Genomic DNA, 8,976 nt, shown 5'->3' with positions numbered 1-8,976 from the left:
CATACTTTATACCCCATTTTCGATTGATGTAACATATTTATATTCTTGACAAAATAAACCATCACCAAAAAGTTATGTTGACAGTCTAAATGCTTAGAAAGACATAAGTTACATATTTTTTATATTGCGCTTCGTACTGTTTTAATAGTTTTGTTTTTAAGTAGTGTAATTCCTTTGTTTGTAAGGTTGGAGGGAGTTTTAAATACAGATCAACACACAAGAAACGTCCGGACTGCGTGATAACAACTTTTTTAGCACTTAAGCCCTGGTTTTTGCAAGTTATATTTGCTATTGTAGTGATTTGTTTACTTAGTTCAGGAGCGACTGACGCATCTAACAGATTAAGCCCTGCCTCTTTAATTAGCTTTAATGGCTTTAAAATAATTACTAACCCCATAATAATAGCAGCACTTGGGTCAACATAGATTGCCAAATCGCCTAGTCCATAAAACGTTAAAATTAGTGCAATGGCTAGCGAAATATCAACAGAAGCGCTTAAGAGGGCATCGGCTTTCCAAAGCTCAGCATCAGCACATAGAATTTTAGAGCCGGTTTTTCGTGCGGCATTTCTAACATAGAAATACATAATGCTACAAGTTATTGTACCAATAAAGGAACCAATCAGTGCAAACAAATAATTTGGAATTATTGCATGAGTAAGGAGATTAACAATTGATATAACAATAACGCTAACAGAAACAACCAAAATAAATCCTGCTTGCAATATTACAAAAACAGGTTCTAAACGATAGTATCCATATGGATAGTATTTGTTAGCAGGTTGATTTATTTTTTTGATTACATATAGTGAGATTATGTAGATTAAAAGTGTGATAAATGAATAACCCACATCTAGTAACACAGTTAAAGATTTTGCAAAATAGACGATTACTAGGCTAAATAAAACAAAAACAGCCGATAAAATAAAGTTAACTTTAAGGGTTTTGGTTTCAATTTTTTGGGTATTTACAAAATCCATGATTTACCTATTTTGTTAATTTAACGTAAGTTCAATATAAAAGAATAAAGGCACTATTAAATTTGGCGCATGGCTTAGGCAGTATTTTATTTATCCTAGGCTGTAAGACTCGGAGCACGGAATGTGAGTCTGAGCATATTTGTACTGCTTCAGTTGTTGGAGGAAAGTTACACGGTTTAAACCAAGAATGTGTGCAGATCTACTTATATTATACCCAGTAAATTCCAACGATACTTCGATCATTGACCATTCGGTTTCTTCCATAATTAGATGATAAACTTTTCCACTTTCCAAGCCATCCAGGCTGGAATTTCTATAAAGCTGCTGGACACGTTTTTTAACCACTTCGCGCAATGGGAACGTTTGTTTTGAGCTGTTACCTTGTTTTAGTTTATAATGCATTGTTGCAGTCATCTTTATCATCCCCTCCTTTTACCCCATAAAGCATTGTTTTAAAGATCTAAATAATGATGAAACCAATATTAGTTACCAAGTGCTTGTGTCACTAAAGCAAACCTACACATATGGTTATAGTAAATGTAACAACATGCACAAAGTGTTTTCTCTGAGACCACAAATATTCCTCAAAATACTTAACTTAAAGAAGGCATTTATTACTTGATACTACTTATTATCCTCACTTTCTTAAATTAAGCCAGTATTAGGAGACTAATTAAGTTTTCAGTTAATAACAAGTATATTGTCATCCTTGTACATAATTAAAAGTCAGATTTTCAGCTTTAGTTGCTTATTACAGGCGAAAGTGGTCGTTTATTAAGCAGAGTTATACTGCAGCGCAAAAAAAGGAATATTGAAATAAGTGTGTAAATTCTTTCATAGGTTATAATGGTTAAAACGTATAATCTAAGGACGAANNCTGTAAAATAGTTTGTGATGGGTATATCTAAGGTGTAGAAAAGCCTCCCTGATATGGCAAACAAAAATACAATGCATCAAGTTTTGTCTGATTACAATACGATTTATTATAAAGTCTCTGCATGACATGAAGTTATTGTAAGTTTGCCACTTAATTTTTGGCTTTGTATTCATTCTGTAGTCATATTACATTCTAGCAATCAGTTGATTTGCTAACTGGTAACCAATGGCGTAATAAGCTTCTTCTGGTGTTAAACTCGTAAAATGAGCAGATAAGTTATTAGCTAAGACTACCATCAATTTAGCAAAACTATTTGTATCTTTATTTTTCAATACTTCACTGTATACTGCAGCAGAAGGTTTACCGTCCTGAGTGTTTTGCATCATAAAAAATTGTAGAGCTTGATATGCATCTGCAGCACCTGTTTTTTGTTCCGCATTATGAACAAAATCCTTTAACTTTTTAGGGATGCTAAAAGTTGTTACTTTAAAACCAAATATGCGAATTTCATATTTTTTGTTTAAGGCAGCCTCAATCGCATTATTGACATCAACGCTAATTTGACTAATGTTTTGGACACGTGCATTAGCACGTAACGCTTGAATTTCTGAGACAAGCTGATCCTGATTTACGTTAAGCATTTTTTGAGCGTCGTCTCTATACTGCATATAAATATTGTAGGCATCAACAGGCAATTGGTAGGCTAAACGGTTTGCCTCGGCATAACTATCAGCAACCTCTTGCATGTTTTTGCCTTTTGAGGCTAATTTTATACCATTTAATGTTAGGTAATTCAAAAAGTAGTTCATCTGTTGAGCTTTTGCATCAGCTGCATCAGAACTCGTTAAGAACGCTACACGATAATTCCAAAAATCATTATACTGTTGTGTAGCTTTTTGTATATATTGATCGACCACATCAAGTTTTTGATAGTTTTGTGCTGCATTAACAACCGCTTGCCCAAAAGCCATACTTGATGCTTGCATGTTTTGCAAGGTTGCATCTTTTGTGAACGCAGTGTATTGTGGTGCTAATGTTGTAATGAGGTTTGCTGCTGCAATACCTGCTGCAATATAACTGCCTTTTGATGCACTATCAAGAACACTGTTGAATTGATTGATATTAGTAACTTTACCGCTTAAAGTGGTGGTATTCACATCTTGAATTGCTGCTTTCACCAGTTTATCGGTTTCCATTGTCTGTGCAGCATAAGTCCAAGAAACAGTCAGTAACGTTATGATAGCAATAGCCTTTTTCATATTAACTCCTAGTTTTAGTTATTTGTTAAGTTAGTTGCTTTAATAAGCGATCTAATTATGAGTAATTTGTGCTCTATTTTTTTATTGAAATTGTAATAAAAATGTAAAAATTCAATTTATCTTTAAAAATTTCAGTAATAAACACCATCAATGAAATTGACACGTGTTGCTCAACCTTCTGCTTTTAACTTTGGTTAATAATGGGAAAATGACGAATACAGTTGAATTATGGTTGTAGAGCTTTCTTTGTTCTCAATATAGAGATGTGAAAGTCATATTTAGGTTTAAATTAATAATAAAGTTATCTGTATTAAATAATGTGCAATAAAGAAGGAAAGTCGCCATATAATACTAATCAGTATAAATGAGAGCGCCAGTTGGAATCCTAGCAACTTACATTGTTCAAGCTTTATTATGTTTAAAAAAATGTAGAATAAAATGGGTAAAAATACAGCAACAATTAGTGGGTAGAATAGATAATAGGTAGCTTCTGCAAGAGATACACTTAAAGGAAATGCACTAAGTAGTAATAGCAATAATATAGCACAAAATATCCCCACGTAAAGTCTGCGTAGCTTGCGTCTTAGCTTGTGGCTATAACTCTTTCTTAACCAAAAGCAGAAAATAAGCATATATGTAATTTCAAGACCTTCAACCAAAGATAAGTTGACATCAAAATTAGTTGTATTTTTTAGCATGATATGGGTGATTGCGTACCTTGACAAGTAAACTATAATCGATAATAAAAGTATAAAAAGCATCTCCTGTTTTGAAAATGTAAGCTGGCGTATTCGAAGACATGCGATGAAGAACTTTACAGGTAGATTCTTTATTTTAAACTGTTTTCGCGAAAACATAATAAAATAGATAACAGCAATACTAGAAAGAGTCAATATAAACAATGTTACTAAGTCGAAATAAAGTTCAAATGTGTGGCTACTTAAAACATCTATTAATTCTTTTGACAGGAAAAACTCCCATGTTTTTGGGTATATAAACACATAACAGGCAATGGTCAGGGTCATAAAAAAAATACGGGGTTTAACTGCCTTATTAAAACGAATTATCTGTGCTAATGTTAAGATAAATAAGGGGCGGTTAAGCGGTGTAAGTAAAATCATAAATGCAATGCTTTCAGTAAAATATATGGTAATCATTAGCATAATTACAATTGGCAAAAATAACCGCCAGAAACCCAAATGATCATATAAAAAACCTACTATAATAATTATTAGTAGCATTAATGGAACAGTGATAAGATCGAATAAATCAAAATAAGGAGACACTGAGATAATATCTTGCGTTCCTAAATTAACAGGAATAATTTCAAGGCCTAAATTATAATAAATAACTTGAAACTCATTTATTGACACCATTAGAGATAGCAACGTAAAAGCAGCTAGCAAGATAAGTGACTTTATTATATCAGAGTACTGGTAGTTCAATTTCAATTTTTAGCCCATCCTTTGTATTTGTCATTTTCATGTCTGCTTTATGAAAATCTAAGATTTCCTTTACAATAGCTAACCCAATCCCAGAGGACCCTTTTGTAGATAATCCTACATTTAAAATTAAAGGCATTATCTCTTCGTCTATACCCGGCCCGTTATCAATAATAGTTACAATGACCTTGTGTCTTAATTTATGCAGCCTTAAAGAGACTATGCTTGCATGGCTGAAAGCATTATCAATGAGGTTATTAAATGCTCTTTTTAGTGCATTTTGCTTGCCATAAATGAATATAGATTTATGTGAGAACTCATGGGCAATAATATTATGTCCTACTGATCGATAATCTGTGATAATTTCTTCTAGCAATGGAATTAAATCAAAGTATCGGTTTGGCTCAGTGGTTAACCAGTCATTCTTACCATACATAACTAAACTAGAGCATATATGGTGTATCTCATTAAAGTCTTTTTCGTCTTTGTCAGGAATTTCTCCCTTTTCAATTTCCATTCGTAATCGAATGCGGTTTAAAGGCCCTTGAATATCATGTAAAGTCGTTGCTAAGAGCTTGGCGCGTGATTTAATAATCGATTCAATGTTTGTTGTCGATGAAATGATTTTTTGGTTTAAATGAGATAAAAATTTATCAAAATATTGGGATTCAATTCGCTTAGCTTTTTCCATGTTTCTGCTGTAATTATGTAAGTAATTAACGTAAAAAACACTATGTAAATAGCTCTGATAGATAATAAAAATATAAATTAGCGTCAAAATAATGGCAAGTAATACTGAAAGCAAAGGCAGCCATATTGTTATATTGACAGGGGCATCTTTAGTAAATAGGAGCGTAATGCCTACGTTGTTGTTATATCGGAAAAAAAAGCACTTTTCATTATCTAAAGCTATAACCACATTCGCAGATTCGTGGGAATGACATAAGCTTTTTTTGCCCAGGCTGAGCTTAAGCATATATCCGCTTACTCTAATTCGATGTTTCTGCAGGCTATGAATATAGTTGACAAATTCTTTTTCTGAGTAGAAATGATGACTTAAGAACTCAATATTTTTAGTTAGCCTCACAATTTCCTGTTTGCTTGCCTCAGAAGGTAGATATTTTGTTAGCCAATAGATACCCATGGTCGTTTGTAATAAAATTGCTACAGTTATAACAATAAAGGTAAAGCTAAGGATAGGCGCTTTAATGACATGTTTGAGTGAGTAAAGCATTTTTTACTCTTTTACAACATTGGCATTAAACACATAGCCCATACCATGCCTTGTCTGGATCAACTCTTCATCGCTAAATTTTGCCAGTATTTTGCGTAAATTACTCACTTGAACGTCTATAGAGCGATCATAAACATCATACTCCTTCCCTAATTTTTCTAATAAACTTTCTCGTGAAATCACAAATTTAGCATTCTCTAGAAGTATAACGAGCAAGGTGTACAGTGATTTTGTTAATGCGATATTCTCCCCTGATTTAGTAATTAATAAACGTTTTTGTGTATCTAAAATGAACTGGCTAAAAGAATACTGCTCTTTCAACTTATTTTCGGTTGCATTTACATGACTTAATGAGTCCTGGTGATAAATCGATAGTAGATTTTTTATCCTTGCATGAAGTTCTCTTAAGTGTAAAGGCTTCGTTACATAGTCATTTATTCCTAGCTCTAGACAGACAACTTTATCAATAGGATCAAGCAGGGATGAAATTACGATGGTAGGAATTCTATTTTTTTTAAGGATTGCTTTATACACATCTGTTCCCATAAGGTTGGTTTTTAAATTCAAGTCTAGTAGTAAAAGTCGACAATTTCCCGATTCATCATCAAACCTATGTAAAAACTCTTGTGGGTCTGAGAAAATTTCAACATGATAAAACTGGTCAAAATAATCTTTTAATAAAGAAAGGCATTCCTTATCATCATCTAAAATAAACAAAGTTGGCAACTCTATATCCATTGTAAGAAGTTCCCTCTATAATTAAAGGACAGTTTATTGAAATAGTTTAATTCAAAAAAAATATTTTTCCATAGCCATTGTATTTTTATGGCGTTTGAATTTATCAAACAACAAAAAGAAGATAATCCATTTAAAGTAGGCGAGTTTGTCAATCATCCAAAATTTGGGATTGGGGTGTTTTTAAAGGCTGAAGGTCAAGGCGATGATAAATGCTATCATATTGACTTTAAAGCCGGTGGTGGGAAAAAAGTTTTATTGGCTAAAATGACCAAGCTATCCAAACTATAAAATTCTATCAATGCGATAAATGTGCAATAAGCATAAAATTACCTTATAATCATGCCACTTACATATATGATGATAATGTCTTTATGCAACATCAAATGGATGTTTTAATTATTGGAGCCGGTACGGCTGGGCTGACAGCAGCATTACGGTTAGCTGATCAGGCAAAGGTGAGTATTGTATGTAAAACAAAGCTTGGAGAAGGCTCTAGTCTTTATGCGCAAGGCGGGATTGCCGCTGTTATGGATAAAGATGATTGTCTTGAGTCACATATACAAGACACCCTTATTGCCGGTGATGGGCTTTGTGATGAAGCGGCTGTCCGATTCACCGTTGAAAATGCAAGAGATTGTGTGAATTGGCTTGTTGATCAAGGTGTCAGCTTCACATTGGATGAAAGGGGTGAAAATGGTTTTCATTTAACAAGAGAAGGTGGGCATTCAAAAAGACGCATTCTACATGCAGCGGATGCAACCGGTAAAGAGGTGCAAAACACCTTAGTCTCATTGATTAAAAAACATCCGAACATTCGCGTGTTTGAAGACTACAATGTGGTTGACATGATTTTACAAAACCAGCGTTGTGTGGGTGCATATGTATTAAATACGACAACAGGTAAAGTTGAAACCTTTTTAGCAAAAGCTTCAATGCTTGCCTCAGGCGGTGCTTCACGCGTTTATCGTTATTCTACCAATCCTGTTGTCTCAAGCGGTGATGGTATTGCAATTGCACATCGAGCTGGTTGCCGTGTTGCGAATTTGGAGTTTAATCAGTTTCACCCAACCTGTTTATATCATCCAGGGACCAGTCCATTTTTATTAAGTGAAGCACTTCGAGGAGAAGGTGCTTATCTTCGCCTGCCAAATGGACATCGTTTTATGTTAGATATCGATCAACGTGCCGAGCTTGCACCTCGTGATATTGTCGCAAGAGCCATTGATCTTCAAATGAAAACCTATGGTATTGAGTATGTGTTTTTGGATATTACCCATAAGTCTTCTGATTTTATTCAAAGCCATTTCCCCATGATTTATCAGCAGTTACTGCAATATGGTTTTGATTTAACAAAAGATAAAATCCCTGTTGTGCCTGCTGCACATTACACATGCGGTGGTGTGATGGTGAATCATCAGGCAAGAACAGATGTTTTTGGTTTATATGCTGCAGGAGAAGTCACTTATACTGGATTGCATGGTGCTAATCGTATGGCGAGTAATTCGCTATTAGAGTGTGTTGTTTATGCTTTTGCTGCGGCAAAAGATATTCAAAATCAGCTATCAACTTTAACGCTTTGCCAACATGTTGATGAATGGGATGATGCTTTGGTAACAGATTCAGATGAGGCAATTTTCATACGGCATAACTGGAAAGAGTTGCGTCGTAGCATGTGGGATTTTATGGGAATTGTGCGCAGTAATAAACGCCTGCAGCGAGCGGCAAACCGTATAAGGCTATTGCGCCAGGAAGTCTTTGATTATTACTCTGATTTTAAAATCACAGGAGACTTATTGGAGCTACGAAATTTGGTGCTTGTAGCAGAGCTTATGGTAGAGTCTGCCATAAGAAGAAAAGAAAGTCGCGGCCTTCATTATACCCTGGATTACAAGCAAAAGGATAAGCGGTTTTTAAGACCGACAATCATTAAACCTGCTAAGGCGTAATGTTTTCCTCTGGCAGTTTACTTAGGTTAAACTCACCCAATCCCCAAAAACCATCTTTGCCAGTAACGGTTGATTGATTATCCAGTGCAATAAAGCCTTTGATGCTGTGAATTAGTGTCCAGATAAACCACCAGATATAAACAACAATCCCAATACCGATGGCAAGTAATAAAGTGGCAATAATAAGATAAATAATACCATACCAGAAAGTCTTTATTTGAAAGGAGAAATGGGATTTAAGCCAGAAAGGTACATCTGGCTCATTTTTCTTTATATGCGCGAGAATAACACCGATAATCGCCGTTAATCCTGTAAAAAAACCAATAAAATAAAGAATATAGACGGCGCGCGCATAAGTTTCATTTTTCATGATAGGCTTAAATCCTTTGGCAAATTTGAGAATATTTTATAGGCTTATATGCCGCTTGACAAGCCTTGTCAGCGATGTGACAAATACGTTTTAATATCGGCAAATATTCTTCGATATTTTTCTAGCAGATT

Annotated in this window: 9 protein-coding genes; 2 read left to right on the top strand and 7 right to left on the bottom strand. The window is 34.4% G+C overall.

Annotation, left to right across the window (positions count from 1 at the left end):
• Positions 1-85: 85 nt before the first annotated feature.
• The 6 genes from DNK84_RS00440 to DNK84_RS00415 all read right to left on the bottom strand — a co-directional run bounded on the left by DNK84_RS00440 (position 86) and on the right by DNK84_RS00415 (position 6,529).
• Positions 86-979, bottom strand: coding sequence for a cation diffusion facilitator family transporter (locus tag DNK84_RS00440; protein WP_119342617.1), 894 nt, complete (start codon positions 977-979; stop codon positions 86-88).
• A gap of 90 nt (positions 980-1,069) precedes the next feature.
• Positions 1,070-1,393, bottom strand: coding sequence for a helix-turn-helix domain-containing protein (locus DNK84_RS00435; protein ID WP_119342620.1), 324 nt, complete (start codon positions 1,391-1,393; stop codon positions 1,070-1,072).
• A gap of 648 nt (positions 1,394-2,041) precedes the next feature.
• On the bottom strand, positions 2,042-3,115 hold the full coding sequence (locus DNK84_RS00430) for a hypothetical protein (protein ID WP_119342616.1): 1,074 nt from the start codon (positions 3,113-3,115) through the stop codon (positions 2,042-2,044).
• Between the two features lie 284 nt (positions 3,116-3,399).
• Positions 3,400-4,566: a hypothetical protein gene (locus DNK84_RS00425; RefSeq protein ID WP_119342615.1), complete on the bottom strand. Its 1,167-nt coding sequence runs from the start codon at positions 4,564-4,566 to the stop codon at positions 3,400-3,402.
• Positions 4,541-5,701, bottom strand: coding sequence for a sensor histidine kinase (locus DNK84_RS00420; protein WP_162902118.1), 1,161 nt, complete (start codon positions 5,699-5,701; stop codon positions 4,541-4,543). The genes DNK84_RS00425 and DNK84_RS00420 overlap by 26 nt, the downstream gene beginning before the upstream one ends.
• Positions 5,702-5,794: 93 nt before the next feature.
• Positions 5,795-6,529 carry a response regulator transcription factor gene (locus DNK84_RS00415; protein ID WP_119342613.1) on the bottom strand — a complete coding sequence of 245 codons (735 nt, stop codon included), beginning with the start codon at positions 6,527-6,529 and terminating at the stop codon, positions 5,795-5,797.
• Between the two features lie 87 nt (positions 6,530-6,616).
• Between DNK84_RS00415 and DNK84_RS00410 the strand changes: the two genes are divergently transcribed.
• Together DNK84_RS00410 and nadB are read left to right on the top strand one after the other, a co-directional pair.
• Positions 6,617-6,817, top strand: coding sequence for a CarD family transcriptional regulator (locus tag DNK84_RS00410; protein ID WP_208123215.1), 201 nt, complete (start codon positions 6,617-6,619; stop codon positions 6,815-6,817).
• Positions 6,818-6,900: 83 nt separating this feature from the next.
• Complete coding sequence (gene nadB, locus DNK84_RS00405) at positions 6,901-8,475, top strand: L-aspartate oxidase (RefSeq protein ID WP_119342612.1); 1,575 nt, start codon at positions 6,901-6,903, stop codon at positions 8,473-8,475.
• Here the strand turns inward: nadB and DNK84_RS00400 are convergent.
• On the bottom strand, positions 8,465-8,845 hold the full coding sequence (locus DNK84_RS00400; RefSeq protein ID WP_119342611.1) for a DUF4870 family protein: 381 nt from the start codon (positions 8,843-8,845) through the stop codon (positions 8,465-8,467). The genes nadB and DNK84_RS00400 overlap by 11 nt on opposite strands.
• Between the last annotated feature and the right edge of the window lie 131 nt (positions 8,846-8,976).

This window comes from Facilibium subflavum (assembly GCF_003574485.1).
GTDB lineage: Bacteria > Pseudomonadota > Gammaproteobacteria > Francisellales > Francisellaceae > Facilibium > Facilibium subflavum.
This window is presented reverse-complemented; position numbering and strand designations above follow the sequence as displayed.